This window comes from Shouchella rhizosphaerae (assembly GCF_900142675.1).
Taxonomy (GTDB): domain Bacteria; phylum Bacillota; class Bacilli; order Bacillales; family Bacillaceae_D; genus Shouchella; species Shouchella rhizosphaerae.
Genome location: NZ_FRBS01000001.1, coordinates 67,077 through 86,812, shown reverse-complemented (window position 1 = coordinate 86,812; position 19,736 = coordinate 67,077). Strand labels below are relative to the sequence as shown.

Annotated in this window: 20 protein-coding genes and 1 pseudogene; 8 read left to right on the top strand and 13 right to left on the bottom strand. The window is 47.8% G+C overall.

The genetic code is table 11. The features are described 5' to 3' along the window. Nucleotides 1-489: 489 nt before the first annotated feature. The gene (locus tag BUC05_RS21860) at nucleotides 490-621 is read left to right on the top strand and encodes an oligoendopeptidase F family protein (protein WP_142237500.1); all 132 of its coding nucleotides are present in this window, start codon (nucleotides 490-492) and stop codon (nucleotides 619-621) included. A 278-nt stretch (nucleotides 622-899) separates the two neighbouring features. Beyond that, nucleotides 900-1,031, top strand: coding sequence for a hypothetical protein (locus BUC05_RS21665; protein ID WP_244153284.1), 132 nt, complete (start codon nucleotides 900-902; stop codon nucleotides 1,029-1,031). A gap of 472 nt (nucleotides 1,032-1,503) precedes the next feature. Here the strand turns inward: BUC05_RS21665 and BUC05_RS21350 are convergent, their stop codons facing one another. Then, nucleotides 1,504-1,641: a hypothetical protein gene (locus BUC05_RS21350; protein WP_167369554.1), complete on the bottom strand. Its 138-nt coding sequence runs from the start codon at nucleotides 1,639-1,641 to the stop codon at nucleotides 1,504-1,506. A 215-nt stretch (nucleotides 1,642-1,856) separates the two neighbouring features. Here BUC05_RS21350 and BUC05_RS00485 point away from each other — a divergent pair, with 215 nt between their 5' ends. Continuing rightward, nucleotides 1,857-2,129 carry a helix-turn-helix domain-containing protein gene (locus BUC05_RS00485; protein ID WP_073303848.1) on the top strand — a complete coding sequence of 91 codons (273 nt, stop codon included), beginning with the start codon at nucleotides 1,857-1,859 and terminating at the stop codon, nucleotides 2,127-2,129. Nucleotides 2,130-2,388: 259 nt separating this feature from the next. Here BUC05_RS00485 and BUC05_RS21180 read toward each other — a convergent pair whose 3' ends face one another. The 9 genes from BUC05_RS21180 to BUC05_RS00450 form a co-directional block, all read right to left on the bottom strand. Beyond that, complete coding sequence (locus BUC05_RS21180) at nucleotides 2,389-3,363, bottom strand: hypothetical protein (RefSeq protein ID WP_142237499.1); 975 nt, start codon at nucleotides 3,361-3,363, stop codon at nucleotides 2,389-2,391. A gap of 53 nt (nucleotides 3,364-3,416) precedes the next feature. Continuing rightward, nucleotides 3,417-3,551, bottom strand: coding sequence for a hypothetical protein (locus tag BUC05_RS21855; RefSeq protein WP_279626582.1), 135 nt, complete (start codon nucleotides 3,549-3,551; stop codon nucleotides 3,417-3,419). A 39-nt stretch (nucleotides 3,552-3,590) separates the two neighbouring features. Then, nucleotides 3,591-4,640: an alpha/beta hydrolase family protein gene (locus tag BUC05_RS21175; protein ID WP_095255017.1), complete on the bottom strand. Its 1,050-nt coding sequence runs from the start codon at nucleotides 4,638-4,640 to the stop codon at nucleotides 3,591-3,593. Nucleotides 4,641-4,846: 206 nt separating this feature from the next. Beyond that, a complete protein-coding gene (locus BUC05_RS00475; RefSeq protein ID WP_073303846.1) occupies nucleotides 4,847-5,992 on the bottom strand; it encodes an ABC transporter permease in 1,146 nt (381 codons plus the stop codon). Nucleotide 5,993: 1 nt separating this feature from the next. Beyond that, nucleotides 5,994-7,109, bottom strand: coding sequence for an ABC transporter permease (locus BUC05_RS00470; protein WP_244153274.1), 1,116 nt, complete (start codon nucleotides 7,107-7,109; stop codon nucleotides 5,994-5,996). 26 nt (nucleotides 7,110-7,135) lie between these two features. Continuing rightward, entirely contained in the window at nucleotides 7,136-8,071 is a 936-nt protein-coding gene (locus BUC05_RS00465; RefSeq protein ID WP_073303843.1) for an ABC transporter ATP-binding protein, read from the bottom strand. Between the two features lie 90 nt (nucleotides 8,072-8,161). Further along, complete coding sequence (locus BUC05_RS00460) at nucleotides 8,162-9,283, bottom strand: sensor histidine kinase (RefSeq protein ID WP_084140002.1); 1,122 nt, start codon at nucleotides 9,281-9,283, stop codon at nucleotides 8,162-8,164. Then, a complete protein-coding gene (locus tag BUC05_RS00455; RefSeq protein ID WP_073303840.1) occupies nucleotides 9,284-9,985 on the bottom strand; it encodes a response regulator in 702 nt (233 codons plus the stop codon). Nucleotides 9,986-10,435: 450 nt separating this feature from the next. After that, entirely contained in the window at nucleotides 10,436-11,440 is a 1,005-nt protein-coding gene (locus BUC05_RS00450) for an alpha/beta fold hydrolase (protein WP_073303837.1), read from the bottom strand. A gap of 137 nt (nucleotides 11,441-11,577) precedes the next feature. Between BUC05_RS00450 and BUC05_RS00445 the strand changes: the two genes are divergently transcribed. The 5 genes and pseudogenes from BUC05_RS00445 to serS all read left to right on the top strand — a co-directional run bounded on the left by BUC05_RS00445 (nucleotide 11,578) and on the right by serS (nucleotide 15,769). Further along, nucleotides 11,578-12,129 (top strand): helix-turn-helix domain-containing protein, encoded by a 552-nt coding sequence (locus tag BUC05_RS00445; protein ID WP_073303833.1) that lies wholly within the window; start codon nucleotides 11,578-11,580, stop codon nucleotides 12,127-12,129. 2 nt (nucleotides 12,130-12,131) lie between these two features. Next, nucleotides 12,132-12,491 (top strand): PH domain-containing protein, encoded by a 360-nt coding sequence (locus tag BUC05_RS00440; RefSeq protein WP_073303830.1) that lies wholly within the window; start codon nucleotides 12,132-12,134, stop codon nucleotides 12,489-12,491. Between the two features lie 94 nt (nucleotides 12,492-12,585). Beyond that, the gene (locus BUC05_RS00435) at nucleotides 12,586-13,296 is read left to right on the top strand and encodes a DNA alkylation repair protein (protein ID WP_073303827.1); all 711 of its coding nucleotides are present in this window, start codon (nucleotides 12,586-12,588) and stop codon (nucleotides 13,294-13,296) included. 44 nt (nucleotides 13,297-13,340) lie between these two features. Continuing rightward, nucleotides 13,341-14,252: an SDR family oxidoreductase gene (locus BUC05_RS00430; protein ID WP_073304308.1), complete on the top strand. Its 912-nt coding sequence runs from the start codon at nucleotides 13,341-13,343 to the stop codon at nucleotides 14,250-14,252. Nucleotides 14,253-14,516: 264 nt separating this feature from the next. Beyond that, nucleotides 14,517-15,769, top strand: a pseudogene (gene serS, locus BUC05_RS00425) (serine--tRNA ligase). Between the two features lie 90 nt (nucleotides 15,770-15,859). On the opposite strand, the gene BUC05_RS00420 reads toward serS, so the two are convergent. From BUC05_RS00420 to BUC05_RS00410, 3 genes are read right to left on the bottom strand one after another with little or no spacing between them, the layout of a single operon-like run. After that, complete coding sequence (locus BUC05_RS00420) at nucleotides 15,860-16,162, bottom strand: Fur family transcriptional regulator (RefSeq protein ID WP_142237498.1); 303 nt, start codon at nucleotides 16,160-16,162, stop codon at nucleotides 15,860-15,862. Between the two features lie 5 nt (nucleotides 16,163-16,167). Then, entirely contained in the window at nucleotides 16,168-17,907 is a 1,740-nt protein-coding gene (locus tag BUC05_RS00415; protein WP_073303822.1) for an ABC transporter ATP-binding protein, read from the bottom strand. Continuing rightward, the gene (locus tag BUC05_RS00410) at nucleotides 17,908-19,716 is read right to left on the bottom strand and encodes an ABC transporter ATP-binding protein (RefSeq protein ID WP_244153273.1); all 1,809 of its coding nucleotides are present in this window, start codon (nucleotides 19,714-19,716) and stop codon (nucleotides 17,908-17,910) included. Nucleotides 19,717-19,736 lie beyond the last annotated feature (20 nt).

Below are 19,736 nucleotides of genomic sequence, written 5' to 3'. Positions count from 1 at the left end.
TCTGAATACATATTTGAAGAGAAAGTCAGTGGGGCAAAAACAGAACGTTCAAAATGGTAGAATTACTTGCTTATGCTATATAAATCAGCTAACTCCCCTTGGGAAATAGATACCTTTCTTTTCTCGGTATTCTTTTATTCTATTTCGCGTACGAACAGCACCTTCAAATTTAAAATGAGGTAAAACTCATTTTACACCATCATTAGAAATAAGACGAAAAGGCAGCCAAACGTTTTTTACAACCTATTCGTCTTTTAAATATTGTATTGTTTACAAAGTGAGAATTTTTATGGAATCCCACACGATTATCCGATTTAGTGTTATGTGAACATTAAACTTTTAAAACGGATTTTCCACACGATAATCCGAATACCCGTATAATAATCATATAACTATTCGATTTACGAAATATTCCTCCAACTAGACTTATCATCTTTTTGTCTGTATGATCTTTGTCTGTATCATCTAATTTTGAAAGGAGCACTCAAAATGAAAAATGTTCAGAAAACATTACACCGCTCAGATATCCCTGTTGAGCAGACCTGGAATCTTAATGATTTATTTGCCACAGTGGAGGCTTGGGAAATTGAATTGACCGCCACTTCATTTTTACGGGCGTAAAAATCACGATCCGGCAACGGCGGGCATGTGCTAATCCGGGTTGCGGATATCGATTCGCTATACCAGCACATGACTGAAAATTTGCGTCGCGCCTATGGCAAAATTCCGACCAAGTGTCATTTTATGCTCTATGCGGACAGTATTTTGCACTTCAACTTTAAATCTTTGATAGGCTAGATGGTGTAAGATGTTAGAACTTCAGATTTCCTGTGGGAAAATCATTCGCAAATATTTGGACTGGAGGAGGCGACCTGGAGACAAATGCCTTGTTCGTCAATATGGACAACGAACAAATCAGCACAAGAGCCTTGCAAGACAAAATGCACGCCTTCGGTAGCGCAGCGGGCATTTTCGGCGTCAGAGTTTCCCCGCACACATTTCGACATACAATGGCAAGTTCTATATTTTGAACGGTGGCGATCCATTTACCCTCAGACGTATCTTGGGGCATGCATCACTTAAAATGGTAGATTATTATGTAGAGTTGTTCAGCAGCGATATCAAGCAGCAGTATAAAAAGTTTAGTCCAGTGGAAAATATGAAGAGAATCTTATGAAAGATCAGAGAGAAGGCATTGTTGCCTCGCCATTCGAATACTTCCACCACTTTCCAGGCAGGTGCGTCCTACCAAAGGCAGAGCTCGCCTGCCAGTCGATCGACTAGCCAGACAAAAACAGCCCCTTTTTTTAACCGCTCCACTTTGTCTGATCCCTAGCAGATGATACGTCCTTTCAAGTATCTGTCAGTTGTCACCTCAAGTTCCGTCCTCAGCGTCGCCGAAACATTCTGCGAAACACTCCAACAAGGGCTGACAGCTAACGGATAAGAACGACGTCTCCCGCCCCTCCCCTCGCTCGGCTTGATGCCGACGGAGAAGTTCCGTCACCGATTGCCTGACCTGCTGACGCTCCACCGTCGGGGAAAAGTGTAATCAGTCTGTCTCCAGCCATCCACTGAAAAAAGGAGGATGCCAAACTGTGTAAATTGGTCGCTTGAAGTCAACCGCAGTTTACTTAACATCCCTGCACCTCCTGCCAGTGCGAACAGGAACAATCCGCGAAAACGTCGATAATACGAGTTGCTCCATTCAATTTTGAAGCAAAGATTTTGTCAGATTCGAAATTTCCTCGATAATTAGTCCCGGTTCATGGTGGTGCACATAATGTCCCGCGCTGTCTAAAATTACTTGTTTGTTGTTTGTAGACCATTCTGCTTCCGCCTCCCAAGAGGACCATATGCGGTACTTCTCCATCTTCCATGCGAATCTGCTACAACAAGCAACCGCTTATCTTAACAAAACTCCAGCAGAGCAGTATGCAGCAGATGGATTTGGCTACTGGAATGCCCCACTTCATATGACGGATGAAGAGTTTGCGTCCTTTGTTGCAGCCATCAATGAGTTGCTGGACAAGGTTGCGGCGAATAAGCCAACTTCTGAGCGTAAAACGCGTCTTTTTGCTTCGATGATGATTCCGCAACTTCAAAAACCAACAAGTAATGGAGAGTAACGATGAATACTCAATTTCATTTTGACTCTACTGAAGTCGTCTTGACGTTTTCCAAGTTAGTAGCCATTACAGGTCTCAAGCGCAAACTGACAATTCCTTATACGACATTCGGTCGTGACCCTCGAATTGGCCCCTTCGTCTTTTTACCAGCGTGTTGTTGTGGAAACAGATCAGCCTGAGCAGATTAAACAGCAGTTGTTGGCTCGTTGTCAGCATTTGAAAGCTATATGACATTCAATGGACCACTTGATTTCAATCATTATTCATCGTTTCTGATACCAATATCTTTAAGATATACACTCCCTGCCTGGGTTTGATCAAACACAAAACTAATTTCCTTTAGTTTCGCCGGTTCAAAAACCGGATTATTTTTTTGCAAATCACTCATGGCAATCGAATAATTTTGAAACACCGGTTCCTTCGTTGGATTCAAAGAAGTGAACGGAAGTTTGAGAATGTTTCCCTCCAGCATTGGTAGCAAATATGACTGGCTGCTCAGCAGCATGACGGCTTCATTGTCTTGTCTATCCTTGACCGCAATCGTCAAATCGACAAGCGCTTCCTCCCCATCCATAGCGATATCAAGTCTGCTGTCCGCGAGCGAAAAAACGATAGCGGTATTTTCACCTGCAGTTAAATCAGCATCCTCCAATTGAACGGTAAACCGTGCAATCCCCTTTGTGGATGAGTCCCATCCAAGCTGAACTGCACTGTACAAATCAGGAGAAAATTTCATGTTCACCTTTTCCTCCGACCACAGCGTTAAATTCTCTCCGGCAAACTTTCCGCCAGGTAAAGTAGTCGTACCTGGGTCCGCATCTTCTTCGAAGTTTCCGATTAAAGTGGTATTAGAATCCCAATAATTCGAAATATACATCGTATCAGGGAGCCAGTCGCGGGCATAGCCAAGATCTTGAAACACACCGCGAAGTTCATGCTCTTCTTTGAGCGTCGCGTCCAAAAATGAGGATATCAGCACCTTTGCTGCTTCCAGCTGATCTTCCTCTGGCATGAGCTGGGCTATGTTGAACACGTTATTGCTTAAGCCGATGCTGTCATGCCTTCCCCATTCGGTGTTGAATTGCCCATGATTGGCTCCGTAAATATATACCGAAGACTTGAAATAATCAGTGTCCTCCGTAAAACGTATACGATGAAATTGGCTTGCCGTTCTGAATGAACTGACGTCCATATCATGAGCACCATGCAGGGCAAGATAGTTGACATCCTCCAAAACAAGAGGCTTCCCAGCAGGCTTGTACAAACCATCTGTGCCCGCTATCGCAATCAAAGAACGGTGTCGTAGCTGTAATCAAATTTTTGGGTGGCATCCTCCGGATAAGCTGACATTTTGTTAAAAGCGGCCGCAGTTGCGATTCCTTCTGCACCACGTGAATGACCGATCAAGGCGATCCGACTCATGTCGACTTTTCCGAAAAAGGGATGTTCTTGCGTTTCACTCTACTCTTCCCAAAGTTTCAAATGTTCGAGAGTTAACCATCCCTTTGCCGGATTTTCATTCTCCAGCGTGTTGAAAATGAGCAAATCATCATAAGGAGAAGCATTGAGAAAATTTTGGTCGATAGATACAAAGATATACCCTTTGCTGGCAAGCAGCGTTCCCAAATATTCATAACCCCAGTCGGAATACTCCGTAGCAATATGATTGCCATGAACAGCAATCACCAAGGGAAACGTTCCTTCCCCATCCGGATACCAGACGAGGCCGTTCATCGGCATCTGTTCGGGTCCGAAACCAAATGTTTTCTCCCTGCTTTTGGACCAATTGTCTACAAAAGCTGAACCATTCACCGATTCCGTCAAAAGCGAGTCTAATCGGTTAAAATCGTCACGATAATTGTTTTCACTACCATATGTCACGAAGCGGACCTCGTATTCACCCCGTTGTGCCGGATTGTCCATTGAAGCTGCATAGCGGTCGTCAGCTTTCATCGTTTGCAGTCGGTACGGCAAGGGAAGATCGGGATTGCCGCTGTGAAGCAGCCAATATCCTCCTGTACCTAAAAAAAGTATTGTCAAACTTCCCAAGCATACCAAAGCGATCTTTGACTTTAATTTGTCCCCTGCGTATTGCCTCGTACTCCATCCATACAACAGTGCTCCCAGGATAGAGAGTACAATAATCGTGCACAAAGCAAGGACCAATCCTACTTCTAATGTATTGATAAAGCAGATGACTAGTAAGATCAAAGAAGCCAGAGCGGTCCAGACGTAACGAGTGGGAAGGCGTTTGATAAGATGGAATATGCCAGCTAAAAACCCTGTAATCAGGACAACAGCTATAATGGAAACCATCGTTCCAGTCAAGGTATCCCATAACCCGCGAGAACCTAACCAGTTAAAAGCGTTGGTTAAATAGGTCAATCCAACCGCTGCACACAGCGCGAGGATGGCTCCTTTCCATCGATAGGTTAAGCTAGCACGTATGCTCAGCCATTTTCTTTTCTTTCTCCATTCATTTTGGGATTTTATCCGTTCTATGCGAGCCATCTATTTTTGACCTCTTTCTCATATAAGTTCGACTGTGGCGTAGTTATTGACTCTATGTTCGATTTTGAAATCGTTCCAGCAAGAAGTTCCCCACTGAACAGAAGTCGATGTTACTAATCAAAAATAGCGTATAGCACCTATAGTTTTTTTGTCAACTTACATTAGAATAATCCCCACGGTGATCAAACGGATGACCATGGCGAGAATCAGTAAAAGGTTTTTAACTCCCGGCTTCTGCTGAACTTGTATGCGGCGATCAGGAAGAACATCAATGCGAAGGCCAGCAAAATAACAAGGTTCAACAAGACATCACTCAGCATACCGCCCTCCTGCAGTTGACCAATCGTTTCAAGGAGCCAATATTGCGGCAAAAATTCTGCGATACTTTGCATGTAAGTTGGCATGACCTCTACCGGAAACATGCATCCGGCCAAAAGACTGGTAGGAATAATGATCAAGGTCTGCCAGGCGTTGGCCTTCATCGAATTGTCCGCCAGTGCAACGATCATGAGAGACAAGCTGACCGCTACCAGGGCAAAAAACACCAAAACGATAAACAGCAGCCAAGCCGATATGCCCGGGCTCATTTGAAAAAAAACAATCATAACGAGCAATGTCACTGCAATTTGAAGCATCATGACCAGCATGTTTACCAACATATTGGATGCTGTATACATATTGCCCGTTACAGGTGCGCACAACAGCCGCTGATAAGTCCGATTTTCTTTTTCCTTGATCATCATACCGGATAAACCGACTGCAGAAAACATCATCAAAATAAGCAGATAACCAATCGACTGTTTAGACATGCTGTTTGATACGGATTGATCGTCAATTTGAACAGCGGACAACTGAAAATAACTTTCTTTATATTGTTCATACAGCGCCCTGAAATCGTCCTCTCCTTGCGCCGCGTTACCTATAACCGCAATTCTGTCGATCCACATGTTGACATACGACTTGGCATATGACGTGACCATCTCACCTTGAATCGATACGATTCGGGCATTTTGAGGATTCCCGCTGCTCAAGCTTCGGGCAAATCCGTCCGGAAAAACGAGTACGGCATCCAGTTCCCCCGCCACAAGGCGTTCATTTATTTCCGACTCGCTGATGACTTCTATCGATACATTATCCAGGTTGTTTACGAAGGCGATCGCATCTTTCGTTAGACTTTGCTCGCTATCTTGATTGACGACCCCGATGTACAATTCACTGGTTGGCGAATTTGAAAACATAAGCGAGGCAAGCACGAGGCCGATGACGGGCAACAGCAAGTAAAGCAGCCAGTTCCGATAATTTTTAAATGTCGTGATCAACGTTTTTCGCACAAGCCAAATCGTTTGTTTCAATTTACAGTCCCTCCCGCCGACGCAGCAAATAGGTTGTCGCAACTAATAACGATGCGGCTCCGCAAATATTAAACAGCATGGCCTGATTGGCGGCAGAGCTCGCTTCTGTGTAAATCAATTGGAAAATCCCCTGATTCGTCCAGCCGAGCGGAGACATATTCGCCAACACACCCAGAAAGCCGCCAGCATCTTGAATGGCAAAATAGGCGCCGCCGAAAAAGGCTTCCAGTTGAACGATGATCATAAGCACCACGCCGGATGCGCCGCCTTGGAGCAAATAACCCAGCCCGATACCGAGTGAAAGGGCAAACAAAATTTGCGAGAACAAGACAGCAAATACCACAGCAAGCCGCTCTCCCCAATACGCTTCGAACATCATCGAGCTAAAAAAGACAATAATAATAACGAACAGGGCGTTCAAGAAAAACGTTCCAGCAATTTTGCCGATAAAAATTTGCAGTCTTGTCACAGGTGCTGCCAGCAGACGCATCGCGGTATTTCGCTTCCGTTCGCTCTCCATCAACTGCCCGGCCGTCAAAGCACTAAAGAGGATGATTAATGTTGTCATAGTGATCGCATAATAATCCATTGCACCCGGCTGCCTGTCGGCATGTAAGGAGACCTCCTCTACATAATTCATTGCATTGTCTATGCTTTGCGTTGCCGCATCGTCCACTGTAATCACGGTTTCAAGGTTGTATCCCATAGCAAATGCGGTAAGCATTCCCTTAACAATACTACTTTCAAGTTCACTGCGATCACTGCCATAATATTCCATCCCGTCGCTAGAAATGGTCACATACCCGGTGTAACGACCGTTCTGTACATCCTGTACGGCTGTTTCATAGCTCCCTGCTTGTTCAAAAACAATCCCAGCCTGCTCCGTTTCTCGAACAAAGGACTCCCAAGATTCCTGAATCATGCTGTCGCTGGTTTCAAGCTGAGCTAGCAACTGTATTTCATTTATCTCAGCACTACTGTTAAAGGCATTGCTGAGCACCGTCCCCAAAATGAACATAAGCAGAAGAGGAGTCGCCAGCATAAATACCAGTATTTTCGGATCTCGAAACGTCTTCAGCTCTTTCAGTGCGATTCGTAAAACGTTCAACGGTTGCACCTCCCTAACTTCCTGTTTATCGTGTTTTATTCGCGCAAACTTCGGCCTGTCAGCGTCAGAAAGACCGTTTCTAGATCAGGCTGCGTCGTTTTAACCGAAAGAATTTCCACCTCTTCACGGATTAACGTGCGAATAATGTCATTCATGTTGTTCACTTCCGCAGCCGTACTTATGATGACTTTGTCATCGGTCATATGGGCGGTGTTTACGCCCACAATGTCTCTCAATTTTTCTGCACGGAAGTGTTCCGCGGATCGGACCTCGATTTCAATTTGAGTTTGCTCCGTAATAATGCTCTTGAGCTGTTCCTTGGTCCCTTCCGCGATAATTTTCCCATGATCGATAATCGCGATATGTGAGCATATTTCCTCTACTTCGCCCATGTAATGGCTTGTATAGATAATCGTGCAACCCGCTTCATTCAACTTTTTTACGGATTGCAAAATATAGTTTCTCGTTTGTGGATCGATCCCCGCCGTCGGTTCATCCATGATGATCAATTGGGGCTGATGGGCGATGGCACAGGCAATATTCAGTCTCCTTTTCATGCCGCCGGAAAATTTCTCCGAGTAAACATGCTGTTTGTCACCGAGTCCGACAAAATCCAACGCCTTTGCCACACTCTTTTTCAATTTTTCTCCCCTTAATCCGTACAACCCGGCAAAAAAGGCAACATTTTCATAAGCGCTCATGTTCTCATATATGGCCAGTTCCTGAGGAACAATGCCGATGTTCTCCTTCGCAAATTTGCGGTGCTTGGCGATATCTTTTCCCAGCAGTTTGATCGTCCCGTCCGCAACGCTCAGCAACGAAACAATCATATGAATGGTCGTGCTTTTTCCGGCTCCGTTCGGACCGAGGAACCCGAAAATTTCTCCCTCCTTAACGGAGAAGGAAATATGGTCTACGGCGATGAAATCACCGAACTTTTTCGTCAATTTCTCAATTTCAAGCACATTCATCGTGCATCCTCCCCTTCATGTATAGGGTTATCATATAAAAAAGGATGTACCTGCACCAGTGCACAAGTTCATCCTTACCCATGAGATTCTTCACTTTTTATCATATGGAATCAGTGTTGTTACCGAAAAGCCGTTTGATCCGTCGACAATAACCGTTCCTCCGACGATGGCAGCCCTTTCTTCCATACCGATGATACCCATTCCTTTGATTACTTGCCTTTCCCCATTGCCGTTATCGGAGATCCTACATTTAATCATCGTATTCAACACTTGAATGTGGACCGTCACGACGCTGGATCGTGCATATTTCATCGTATTTGTTAACGATTCCATCATGTTGTCCTCGAAGATCTTCCAGTGAATCGGGGCAATCATATCGAGATTGCCTTCATGCGTCAAGTAAATTCGAATCAGATGCGTTGCGGAAAACTGCTCGGTGAGCCGTTTCATGCGGCGCAGTCCAAGCTGTTCCGTGAGCGGCTTCATATTTTTGAGCACGAGACGAATGCGTTCAATGCCTTCTTTTGAGATATGGATCGCATTTTGCAGCAGTTCCGCCGTTTTGGTCGGATCCTTATCCATCAGCCGCTTCGCTGCTTCCATTTGAATCAAAGCTCCTGTCATGGAGTGGCCGATTTGATCGTGAATCTCCTGCGACAATCGGTTGCGTTCCTCCAATTTATAGGCATGCTCCGCTTGTCTCATAAATTCTTCATTTTGCGTCAAACGCACCGTTAGCTGATGTGTGTCGTTTCTCATCCGATCCGTTTCATCGGATAAATACTGCACCTTGCTTTCGTAAATGTTCAGCATCGTCAAAAACACAAAGCCTAACGCGGCAAACAATCCGTAGTCCAGCAGCCATTCATTGGGCAGGACGACAAGCGGGATGAACACAATAGCCGCTCTGAGCCAATAATTTCGAAACAGCTGTGCGGCCAACTCATACAAATTAACAGGAATAAGCACAACCAAAAGCGGATACAGAGCATAATGGAAAACAACCAGAACAGCGATGGAGCATGCTATCAAGACGAGCTTCAGGTATCTTCCGATCAAATGAAAGGAAATATTCAAGCTTACATAGATCAGGATAAACAACGTCATCCATGGCGATACAACAGCACCGGACATAAAGTATGAAACGACAGCATAGAGCAGCAGCATGACTTTGAGGCTGATGATCCACAATTCCAACTGGTTATGCTTCATCTACTTACCTTCCCCGGTCAAATAATAAATCGCGATTTGGGTACGATGCGCGAAGCCGGTCTTGCCCAATATCGAAGTAACGTGGTTGGCAACCGTCCCTTCAGATATAAACAGCTTTTCTGCAATTTCTCTGTTAGTCAAACCTTTCGCGATCAAAGCCATAATCTTCAGTTCTCTCTCGGTGAACGGGCTAGTGTCAAAGCTGTATCCCGCAATTTTCGCCCCATCTTCATATCTCGGACTAAGGCTAAATCCGGATCTCATCTTATCCAAAACCGTATCTTGCAACACATGGTGGCCGTTGTACACTGTTCTTATCGCATCGCGTATTTTTTCAGGATCGTTATTTTTCAGCAAATATCCGCTGGCACCGTATTTTAATGCATCCTCAATGAAGGTGTCGTCATCAAAAGTGGTTAATATTAAACACTTAGCAGAAGTGCTTTCCCTGATAAGCTTAGTTGCTTCCAGTCCATTCATGTTCGGCATACGTATATCAAGCAGAGCGACATCAACAGCATACCGTTCACAATATTTTACAGCTTCCTTTCCATCCTTAACCGTCGCAAGCACCTTAAATTCCTCAAACGTGGATAAAATAATTTTCATCCCTTCACGTATAAGGGAGTTATCATCAGAGACAATTACTTTTATTTTCAATAGGGCTCCCCCTTTCTGACAATTAACAATATTATACCACATGCTTACTAGGAGCTCTTAAGACGACTTTTCCGAGTAAAAATAGGCACTTTAAGTGTGCAAAATCACTTGATATGCATTATCTTATATTCGCACATTGTTTAATTGATTCCACAATAACTATTCGCTTTACTTCCCCTGCTTTGAGTCAGTCTCACTCACTTGTTCAGCGAATATAAATACTTACATGATGCTCCTACCTAATGGATGACTGCTGAGTGAAAATGCGTAAACAATTGTTGATTTCGTTGAACTAGAATCCTTCTCTGAAACGCTGTAAAAATCCTCCTCTCAATGTGATGAGATTATCCATACCTAAAAATTTTCTGCTCTTTTTGCTTAAGTCTAAACATTTTATTCGATTCCATTTACCACCCAATGAACAAAGACAAGACTTTTAAGTAACTATGCATTTCTATCTTATTCAAATATTGAAATATGAATTGTTCCAGTTCAATTTTGACTCAAAAGCTCTGCTAAACTTGAAATCTCCTCGATAATAAGCTCGGGCTCATGATGATGCACATAATGTCCCGCATTGTCTAAAATAATTTGTTTATGGTTTGTAGACCATTCTGCCAATTCTTCCTGAGACTCCGCCCACCCCTCGATCACTTGCTGATTGCTTCCTGCTGTGAACCAAATTAGTGGTAGATCGCCAAGATGACCACCATCGACCACTTTTTTGGCATTTGATTGCAGATGCATCATTTCGTCAATGACTGTATCATTCGAAAAATTCTTTAATAGCATGGCAAGCTGCATCTCCTTAAGTGGCTCAGGAATGTCTTGCCCATATCCTTCTTCTGGTACCAATAATGTTTCTGCGACAGATTGAACGTGGGACAAAACTCGCAAAGCTCCACTAGTTTTCAACGTTTGCATGAACTTTTGCATTGTTTTGGAAGGTGTATTATAGGTTTCGTAAAATGTCGGATTACCTGCATCAAGCAGAACGATACCGACGACTTCATCCGGATGCGTTTGGGCGAAGCGAATAGCCTCAAGAGATGCAATAGAGTGCGCAACGAACAGATAAGGCCCCTTCTCTCCACTCTCACGCAGGGAGTTGGAGAGCTCTTGCGTAATAGTGTCGATATCCCTTGGAACCGATGTTTGATCACTCCAGCCATAACCAAATCGATCATAAATGACCACCCTGGCTTGCTTAGAGAGATTCTCATGCAGCGGATAGAAATCTACATATGGATTTTCCGTGCCATGCCCCGATGCCAGCACAATGGTAATATCCCCTTCACCTTGTTTGTACATATGCATCTGTTGCCCATCAAGCTCAACCATTTCGCCCACTGGCGGATATTGGATCGCATCGGCCTTCAAGCTCTGATATTGATAGATGAAACCCGCACTTCCTAATACAACGACCACCAGCATCATACTGAGCACGACTTGAAACCATCGTCTCTCCATCCATTTTTTCTTTTGTTCTAAAATCATAATCATCCCTACTTTCATTTATTATCGGTTCATTCAAATGAACGAGACACTTGCAATAAAAGATCATTGATGTTATTATCATTTTATAGAATAATAATAACATGTCAAGCTATTATACTAAATACGAGGAGGTTCCTATGAAAAAAACCGATCTACTGCTTCATCCCGTACGCATGCGTATTATTCAACAATTGCTTGCGGAAGAACCTCAGACGATTTTGCAATTGGCGGAAGTGCTTGGTGATGTGCCGCAAGCGACCTTGTACCGCCATATGAAGATCATGTTGGAAGCCCACTTGATTGAAGTCGTCCAGGTTAACAAAATACATGGTCAAGAGGAACGCGTCTATGCAGCTGTGAAAGAAAACTTGTCCATTCCTGAGAGCGAAGCATACTCCGCCTCCCAGGAGGATCATCTGCGGTACTTCTCCATCTTCCATGCCAATCTTCTACAACAAGCAACCGCTTATTTGAGCAAAACGCCGGTAGAGCAATATGCGACGGATGGCTTCGGCTACTGGAATGCGCCACTCCATATGTCAGATGGAGAATTTGCGGCATTTGTTGCTGGTGTCAATGAGCTACTGGAGAAGGTTGCGGCAAACAAGCCAACACCTGAGCGAAAAACGCGTTTATTTGCTTCTATGATGATTCCTCAACCTCAAAAACCAACAAGTAAAGGAGAATAACGATGAATACTGAATTTTACTTTGATCCTACTGAAGTCGTCTTGACGTTTTCAGGGATAGCAGCTATTACAGGTTTTAAGCGAAAATTGACGATTCCTTATACCGCAATCAAATCTGTGCAGGCTGGCTCGTTCCAAGAGCGTGTTACAGCATTACCGACTGGAGGTGTCTCACTACCCTTTTACCGGACAGGACGCTTCTTCCATAACGGAAAACGTACATTCATGGCTTACTCAAAACGACATTCGACTGTGATCCTCGAATTGGCACCTTCGTCTTTGTACGAACGTATTGTTGTGGAAACGGACCAACCTGAGCAAATCAAGCAGCAGTTGATGGATCGTTGTCCGCATTTATTTTAAAGAAAGATTTCTGAAATACAGCAACCTAAAAGAAATGTGGAAATCGTTCGTTTGCTATACTATTATTCGACCAATCGAAAGGAGTTTTGAAATCATGGACAATCTTACTGCTGAACGCTTTATACAGGAGTTACAGCAACACCAAAACGAAGCGGACATCGAAAAAATGAAGAAGTTTTTTAAAGGTTCCGATCAAAACACGAAGGCCTTAGGTCTAAACATGCGTACTGTGTTCCAAATTGCAAAACAATTTATGAATATGCCTTTAACGGAAATCGATCTACTTTTAGAAAGTGATTATTATGAAGTGAGAATGGGTGCCGTGAGCATTATGGATTTTCAGGCTAAGACAAAAAAACTCCCCGACGACCACAGACAAGCATTATACGAACTTTATGTAGGAAGGCATGATCGAATTAACAACTGGGACTTCGTCGATCGTGCCGCTCCTTCTGTCGTTGGAAACTATTTGCTCGATAAACCAAAGGATAAACTGTACGAGATGGCACACTCCTCTAATATTTGGGAGCGAAGAACAGCGATGGTAAGTACATATAGCTTTATCAAAAAAGGAAACCTCGAGGACACCTTTGCCATCGCTGAAATACTAATAAACGATCCGGAGGAATTGATCAACAAGGCAGTTGGCAGTTTCATTCGTGAAGCAGGTAAAAAAGACGAAGACAAGCTGAAATCTTTCCTGAATAAACACGCCAGCACCATGCCTAGAGTAACATTAAGATACGCTATAGAGAAGTTTGATAAAAGTACAAAGGACTACTACTTAAATTTAAAGAAAAGTTAAAACTATGATGAAATCGATCATTAGAGGAAGAGAGGTAGCTAATGATGAAACCTTTATCAGGAAAAGTAGCGTTAGTTGCTGGAGGAACCCGGGGCGCAGGCAGAGGTATCGCAATTGAGTTAGGGGCAGCAGGAGCAACCGTCTACGTGACTGGCCGTACAACACGGATGAGCCCCTCAGAGTACAATCGTCCAGAAACAATTGAAGAAACTGCTGAACTCGTTAATCAGGCGGGCGGCACCGGAATTGCCGTACAAGTCGATCACCTCAATCCCGCTCAGGTTCAGGATTTAATCGTACGAATAGAACGTGAACAAGGTCAGCTAGACATTTTGGTCAACGATATCTGGGGCGGCGAATATATGGTAGAGTGGAATGTCCCCGTCTGGGAGCATTCGCTGGAAAACGGTTTACGCATGCTACATTTGGCCATCGACACCCATATCATTACAAACCACTACGCACTGCAGCTGTTAACCCGAAAACCGCACGGACTAGTTGTGGAAGTCACGGATGGGACAAAAGCCTATAATGAAACAAACTATCGTTTATCACTATTCTACGATTTGGCGAAAACCTCCGTCATCCGAATGGCCCAATCTTTGGCGCATGAACTTGCCCCCTACCAAGGAAGCGCACTCTCAGTATCGCCGGGCTGGCTGCGTTCTGAAATCATGTTGGAGGAATACGGCGTAACCGAAGCGAACTGGAGAGATGCGCTCGTACGGGAACCACATTTCATCATTTCGGAAACGCCACGCTTTATTGGCCGTGGGATCGCGGCATTGGCTAGTGACCCAGACGCCGCACGCTGGAACGGACAATCTACATCGAGCGGTGAACTTGCGAAAGTGTACGGAATAACGGATCTCGACGGCTCTAGGCCCGATGCTTGGCGTTACATCGTTGAAGTTCAGGATACGGGCAAACCTGCAGATGCTGAGGGGTATCGGTAAAACTCAGCCCTTGAATACATGAGCAGTCTAAGATATACTTATAAAAAAAGTCACCTCAGGCCGTTGAAGAGAATCCAACTCGGAGGCGTTTTCGTCAAGGGGAAGCACGTTCCCCCTAAGTTAACCGGGCCCGCCCGTTACCGTGGAACTAAGGGGATTGGACAGTGATGCTGTTCGATCAATTTGGGTGGCACCGCGAGAATAGCGTTCTTCGTCCCAATCGGACGAGAGCGCTTTTTATATTCTCAATAAGGAGTGCGTTGCATGTTGGACACCAAATGGATTAGGCAAAATCAAGCGGAAGTGCAAGCTATCGCGAACCAAAAAGGGATCCCCCTCCATCTCTCAATTGGTGGCATACGATGACAGACGGCGGAGCCTGCACCAGCAGTTGGAGGAGCTGCGGCAGGATCGCAACCGGCTAAGCCAGGAGATCAGCAAGTTCATGCGGAGCAATGAACGTGAGATGGCTGACCGCAGTAAACAGCAAGTAAAGGAAATCAATCAACGCTTAAGTACTGCGGAAGAGGAGCACAGAGAAGTTGAAACCCATTACAGACAACTCATGCTCCACGTACCCAATGTAGTGTCGCCGGATACGCCGTCGGGCAGCTCCGATCATGACAATGTAGAGGTAAGACGGATAGGTGAACCGACGAGGTTTGATTTCGAGACCAAGGATCATGTCTCGCTTGGTGAGCTCCATCAGATGATCGATATCCCCCGTGGTGTCAAGATCGCGAGCAGCCGCAATTACTATCTTACTGGCATGGGAGCGCTACTGCACCGGGCGGTCCAGCAATTGGCCCTCGATGTGCTAATTCAAAGAGGGTTCACGCTGCTTGAGGTGCCGCTCATGGTCCGGACAGAGGCTTTGCTTGGTACCGCTCACTTCCAGGATGGCGGAAGTGGATAAATGGCTGGTGGGTACTTCAGAAGTGCCGCTTGTGTCGTAGTACGACCATGAAATCGTGGACGTCACCGAGCCCATCCGACTTGCTGCCATCTCAACTTGCTTCCGCAATGAGGTAGGATCGGCAGGAAAAGACGTTCATGGCTTGTACCGGTTGCATCAGTTCTCCAAGGTGGAGCAAGTCATTTTGTGTGAAGCCAGTCTGGAGACATCGGAACAGCTATTGCAAGAGATCGCAGCCAATGCGGAGGAGATCCTGTCGCTGCTGGAGCTTCCTTATCGCGTCATGGCCGTATGCATAGGCGACATGTCTCAGAAAACCTACAAACAATGGGACATCGAGACCTGGATGCCAAGCCGTCAAGCGTACGGTGAGACTCACTCCGCCTCCAATCTGCTGGATTTTCAAGCCCGTCGTTCGAACATCAGATACCGGAATGCAGACGGCAAGACGCAATTTTGCTACACCCTGAACAATACGGCCATCGCTTCGCCCCGTATATTGATCCCACTGCTGGAGAATCACCAGCAGGAAGACGGCTCCATCCGGATTCCGCAAGCGTTGCAGCGATACATGCAAGGGCTGGAATGTCTGAACCTCTGATAGGCAAATAAAAGACAGCCCCTCTATCCGCAGAGGGGCCGTTTCACGTCCAGTAACTAAATAGTTTGAACGAATAAAATACATTCTATTTCAAGTACGGTTACCGTTCATTTCAAAAGGGCAAAGGCAATATCTGGCTGTTCGATCATTAAAAATCTTGCGAAGTAAACGTGCCTCGACGCACAATTCCAACGTCCGATAAACGGTTGCCATTCCCAGTTTGGGAAGATGACTTTTAGTTAGAAGGAACACTTCTTCTGCGGTTAAAAGCCCTGCTCCTTTCTCCATAAAGGCATGAATGATTGCTGTACGTTGCTTTGTCCATTTAATCCCGCTTTTCTCAATTCTGTCTTCCAGTTGTATCACGTAAACGCCTTGTGCTGATGCTTTCATCAAGGTTAATTCCTCCTTGCAATATGCCAGCTGCGGGCCCGCTCGTACTGACCATATAGCTTGGCAAACATTCCGTCTGCGACACGAAGCTCCGCCGGAGATCCAATCTCTGCAACCCGCCCGGCCTCAAGCGTGATGACTTGATCCGCCGCCGCAAGGGTAGCCGGTCTGTGGGCAATGACGATGACCGTTCTGCGGCGGTCGCGCGCGAGCCGCGCAATCGCTTCGCTTACGGCCCGCTCGTTCTCCGGATCAAGCGCGGACGCCGCTTCATCGATCAGTACGATGCGCGCTTGCTTAAGGAAGGCGCGCGCAATCGATACACGCTGCCGTTCTCCCCCGGAGAGCCGCGATCCCCCTTCCCCGACACGGGTCTGCCACCCATCGGGCAGCCGTTCGATGACCTCGTCCAAACGGGCAGCGCGTGCGGCTTCGTTAAGCTGCTCAAGCGAAGCGTCCGGGCGCGCAAGCCGAAGGTTCTCTTCAATGGAGGAATCGAACAGATATACCTCTTGGAACACGATGGCGATATCGTTCAACAACACACCGGGATCAAGCTGCCGAACGTCCACGCCGCCGACCCGTACGCATCCGGCATCGGCATCGAAGAACCGCGCAATGAGCCGTGTGACGGTCGTTTTGCCGGATCCGGAAGGTCCGACCAGCGCCGTCGTACTGCCTGCCGGACAGCGAAATGTAACGTCGCTCAGCGCTGGCGTGTCGCCGTAGGAGAACGTAACTTCGTCGAACTCGATCCCCGCATGCTCCAGAGTAGTCGCCGCATTCGGCAGGCGAGGGAGGGAGGGCGTATCCAGTATGGACTGAACGCGAACAGTTGCATTCTCCATGGCTCGCAGCGCGCCGATCAGCTCGATCAAATTGCCGAGCGGCTCCAAAAATCGGACCGCCAGCACCAGCAGTACGATCGTATCCGTGAGTGCAAGCGAACCGGACAGCAGCAAGTATGCGGAGAAGGCCAGTATAGCGATAAAGCCACCGAGCACAATAGCCGTATACGACAGATCCGGCAGCATGACACGTCTTAGCCCTCGGCGGTATGAAGCCCGATGTTCATCCAGCGCTTCCCGCATGCGCATGCCCCCCGACTGCCCCTGTCCCGCCGCTCGCAGCACCGTCTGGGCTTGACCAATCTCAATCGCGCGGCCGGCGATTTCCGTGGCCGCTTCTTCAAGCTCGATATCGGCCTCCGATGCAATACGGCCGGAATGCCGAAGCATCAGCAGCGCAATCGGAATAATCGCTAGAAATACGAGCGCCACTCTCCATTCCAGCGCCATGGCGACTCCGATAATTGTAAGTGGGACAAACATGGAGACAATGGCTGGCGCCCCGATGACGACAGCCAAATGTCCGATATTGCCGGCGTCCGCCGTCACGGCGCGTGCCAGCCGCGCCTTGTTGGCGGCGGTGAACCAGCCTAGCGGCAACGTGGCGACATGGCGCATCACATGATGGCGAAGCGCCGCCGCCAGCTCCATGCTGGCGGCAAAGCCGATCGGCGTCGCGATGACCGTGAGCACCCAATACAGAAGAAGCCCGACGGAACCCGCAATGAGCCAAGGAGCGGCCGCCTGGAAATCCGGTTCGGCTTGCAGCAGCGCCCGCAATATCGGCACCAACAACCCGAGCAGCAGTCCTTGCAGGATGGCCAAAACAGCCTGCAGCGCTCCTATGCGCAGCAATATGCTGCGATCCGGCCATAAGTTGTACAGTTTGCGAATCATTTACGACTCTCCCTTCTGCTGCGCGTTCCACATCCGCGCGTATAATCCGTCCTTGGCTAACAGCTCCTCGTGCTTGCCCCGCTCAACCAGTCGACCGCCGTTCAGCACGAGAATCTGATCCGCGCTCTTAATGGTATGAAGCCGATGCGCAATGACAATGACGGTCTTGCCCGTCGCGAGCTTTGCCAGCGCCTCCTGAACGGCCGTCTCCCCATCGGGATCGAGCGAAGCGGTCGCTTCGTCCAACACGACGATCGGCGCCCCGGACAGGATCGCGCGCGCGATCGTGAGCCGCTGTTTCTCTCCGCCGGAGAAGCCGCCGTCTCCGCTGCCCAACACCGTATCGTATCCCTGAGGCAGACGCTCGATCACATGATGAATATGGGCAGCCCGCGCAGCCTCGCGCACTTCTTCGTCGCTGGCATCCTGACGGCCGATGCGGATATTCTCGGTCACGGTATCGCGCAGCAGGATGACATCCTGGAACACGAGCGACATCGACGACAGCAGCGTCTCCGATGTCATATCGCGCACGTCGACGCCTCCGATTGTAATCGACCCGCCCGTCACATCGTAAAATCGCGGCAGCAGACTGGCCAGCGTCGACTTGCCCGCCCCCGAAGGACCGACGAGCGCCGTAACGGTGCCCGGCTCGCACACCGCGCTGATCGACGACAGCGTCTCGGTTGACCCGTCATACGAGAAAGACACGTCGTTCAATTCAACGCGATAGGATGCCGGTTGCTTGGGATGCGCTGGCTCCGGCAAGGCCGGTTGCTGCAGGAGCTCCTCAATATTGCTGGCGGCAACGCGGCCTTTTCGTATCCCTTGCCCGCCCTGAATGGCGGGCATGATCGATGTCGGCAGGCCAACGGCAATGACGAGAAACGGCAGCAGATCGGCCATCGCGAGCTGGTCTGCGCTCACAAGCGCAAGTCCGGCAATCATGACGACGCCGAGCACCGTCATCTCGGAAGAAAGCAACCGCGATGCCGCAGAGCTGTACGTCGTTTCCTTCACCCAGTCGAGCATGGCGTTCGTATGCTCCTTCACGGCGGAGCCGAATCGTTCATTCATGCGTCCGCCTGTACCGAACGCCTTCACAACCGCAATGCCGTCCGCATATTCTACGCTCGCCGCGCTGATTCGCCCTTCTGCGGCCAGCAGACGGGACATATGGGTCGTAGCCGAACGCATGGCGATCCGATAGCTTATAACCATGAGGAGCAATACAGCCATGGAGATCAATGCCATACGCCAATCCACCAGCAGCAAATACGCAAATCCTGTAATCATGGCCGCGCCTGCCCCGACCAGCTCGCCAAGCGCGTGCGCAATCAGTTGATGCATCTCCTCCAGGTCGTTGGTCATCCGTTTTTTTATGGCGCCCGAGCCGCTGGCGCGGAACCAGCCAAGCGGCAATACGCCCAGCTTGCTTACGATGCGTACTCTCACGTCATGCAGCAGCGCCGCGTCCGCATAATGCCCAAGCCGCGACGAAGCGAAAATGAACAGCAGGCGGACCCCTGCTCCAATCGCACCGATCGCGACCCACATCCATACGGCGCTTCCGCTAGTCTCCCCCGCACCGAGCATCATGCGTGCAATTTCTGCAACCGCGATATAAGGAGCGAACCCGGCAGCCGCGCCGATTGCCGACAGAATTGCACACCAGGCAAGGTGCAGATGAACGGGCCGCAACAACCGCCACAGTGCGTCGGATTTTGCAAGTTGCCCGTTCTCGCCCCCAGTAGATGAATGAAGCATGTCATTCATTGAATGATGACCATGCACATGATCGTTACCCATCAGTTCCCCCTATCCGTGTT

What these genes read in the sequence shown, in the direction of transcription:
- BUC05_RS21860 (WP_142237500.1), top strand. Translation starts at nt 490, where the DNA reads ATGAAAAATGTTCAGAAAACATTACACCGCTCAGATATCCCTGTTGAG.
- BUC05_RS21665 (WP_244153284.1), top strand. Translation starts at nt 900, where the DNA reads ATGGACAACGAACAAATCAGCACAAGAGCCTTGCAAGACAAAATGCAC.
- BUC05_RS21350 (WP_167369554.1), bottom strand. Translation starts at nt 1,641, where the DNA reads ATGTTAAGTAAACTGCGGTTGACTTCAAGCGACCAATTTACACAGTTT.
- BUC05_RS00485 (WP_073303848.1), top strand. Translation starts at nt 1,857, where the DNA reads ATGCGGTACTTCTCCATCTTCCATGCGAATCTGCTACAACAAGCAACC.
- BUC05_RS21855 (WP_279626582.1), bottom strand. Translation starts at nt 3,551, where the DNA reads ATGAGTCGGATCGCCTTGATCGGTCATTCACGTGGTGCAGAAGGAATC.
- BUC05_RS21175 (WP_095255017.1), bottom strand. Translation starts at nt 4,640, where the DNA reads ATGGCTCGCATAGAACGGATAAAATCCCAAAATGAATGGAGAAAGAAA.
- BUC05_RS00465 (WP_073303843.1), bottom strand. Translation starts at nt 8,071, where the DNA reads ATGAATGTGCTTGAAATTGAGAAATTGACGAAAAAGTTCGGTGATTTC.
- BUC05_RS00460 (WP_084140002.1), bottom strand. Translation starts at nt 9,283, where the DNA reads ATGAAGCATAACCAGTTGGAATTGTGGATCATCAGCCTCAAAGTCATG.
- BUC05_RS00455 (WP_073303840.1), bottom strand. Translation starts at nt 9,985, where the DNA reads ATGTGGTATAATATTGTTAATTGTCAGAAAGGGGGAGCCCTATTGAAA.
- BUC05_RS00450 (WP_073303837.1), bottom strand. Translation starts at nt 11,440, where the DNA reads ATGATTTTAGAACAAAAGAAAAAATGGATGGAGAGACGATGGTTTCAA.
- BUC05_RS00445 (WP_073303833.1), top strand. Translation starts at nt 11,578, where the DNA reads ATGAAAAAAACCGATCTACTGCTTCATCCCGTACGCATGCGTATTATT.
- BUC05_RS00440 (WP_073303830.1), top strand. Translation starts at nt 12,132, where the DNA reads ATGAATACTGAATTTTACTTTGATCCTACTGAAGTCGTCTTGACGTTT.
- BUC05_RS00435 (WP_073303827.1), top strand. Translation starts at nt 12,586, where the DNA reads ATGGACAATCTTACTGCTGAACGCTTTATACAGGAGTTACAGCAACAC.
- BUC05_RS00430 (WP_073304308.1), top strand. Translation starts at nt 13,341, where the DNA reads ATGAAACCTTTATCAGGAAAAGTAGCGTTAGTTGCTGGAGGAACCCGG.
- BUC05_RS00420 (WP_142237498.1), bottom strand. Translation starts at nt 16,162, where the DNA reads ATGAAAGCATCAGCACAAGGCGTTTACGTGATACAACTGGAAGACAGA.
- BUC05_RS00415 (WP_073303822.1), bottom strand. Translation starts at nt 17,907, where the DNA reads ATGATTCGCAAACTGTACAACTTATGGCCGGATCGCAGCATATTGCTG.
- BUC05_RS00410 (WP_244153273.1), bottom strand. Translation starts at nt 19,716, where the DNA reads ATGGGTAACGATCATGTGCATGGTCATCATTCAATGAATGACATGCTT.